The following is a 1,162-nucleotide window of genomic DNA, read 5'->3' as shown; positions in this document are numbered from 1 at the left end:
TGCTTAAGGATAACCCATTTTGCGTGATCGCGCTTGGCAAACTGGGTGCAGGCGAGCTTAATTACAGCTCGGATATAGATATTATGACGGTCTATGAAAGCGAAGATGGGGAATCTGATGGGATTGAAAAAACTCCCGGAACCCGCGTTAATAAAGTTAGCCCGCACGAGTACTATTGTAGGCTCACGGAGACGTTATCCGGCTTGATCCAGACCACGACCGAGGATAGCATCGCCTACAGGGTCGACCTGAGGTTGAGGCCCGATGGCCGCAAAGGCGAGCTTTCGCTCTCGCTCGACTCGTATAGTTCCTATTACGAAGCCTGGGGCAAGACCTGGGAGAGGATGGCGCTCATTCGTGCCAGGCCGGTTGCAGGGGATATGTCGCTTGGGCAAAAATTCCTTGATGCTATCGACCCCTTCGTGTGGAAAAAATCCACCGATTACTATGACATCGAAGAGATTCGAGAGCTTAAGCGAAAGATAGATTCTATCTTCGACGCGAACGATATAAAGCGGGGTTACGGCGGCATCCGGGAGATCGAGTTTTTCATCCAAACATTCCAGCTGCTCTACGGGGGTGAAAGAAGCGCTTTGCGGACGCCGCGGCTCGCGTTTGTCCTTGATGAGCTATTAAAAGAAGGGTTTCTCTCAACGGATGATGTAACGACGCTTTCCGAGAGTTACCGGTTTTTGCGCAGGGTCGAGCACGTACTGCAGATGAAGGACGACCTGCAGACCCACTCACTGCCGGCAGACCCGCACGAACTCGAGGTTTTTTCACGTAAAATGCAGCCGTTCGGCGAAAAAGAATTTACATCCGAACTCAGGCTCAGGCGGCATATGGTGCGCGACATGTATAACTCGCTGCTCGGCGGGGAGGATACCGAGCCCGAGATCATGGTCTTCCTTGAAGACGAGCTTACGGATGATGAGATCCGCGACTTTTTGGCGTTTAAGGGTTTTGAAAATCCCGGTACGGCGCTTAAAAACTTGAAAGCAATCAGCGAGCAAATATCCCTCGGCAAAACCATCCGCGAGAGGACGATGCTCAGAAAAACCATCCCGTTGTTCCTCGACAGGATTCTTAAGTATAAGAGCAGGGATAGGCTGCTTAGCATGTTCGTCACGTTCATCGAGAAAATCGGCGGGCATGAATCCTA

Annotated in this window: 1 protein-coding gene; it reads left to right on the top strand. The window is 51.4% G+C overall.

The features are described 5' to 3' along the window. On the top strand, nt 1-1,162 hold a 1,162-nt coding region (locus COY37_RS11230), incomplete at both ends, for a [protein-PII] uridylyltransferase family protein (protein ID WP_286977617.1).

It is taken from the genome of Candidatus Aquicultor secundus, assembly GCF_002791875.1.
GTDB lineage: Bacteria > Actinomycetota > Aquicultoria > Aquicultorales > Aquicultoraceae > Aquicultor_A > Aquicultor_A secundus.
This window is presented reverse-complemented; position numbering and strand designations above follow the sequence as displayed.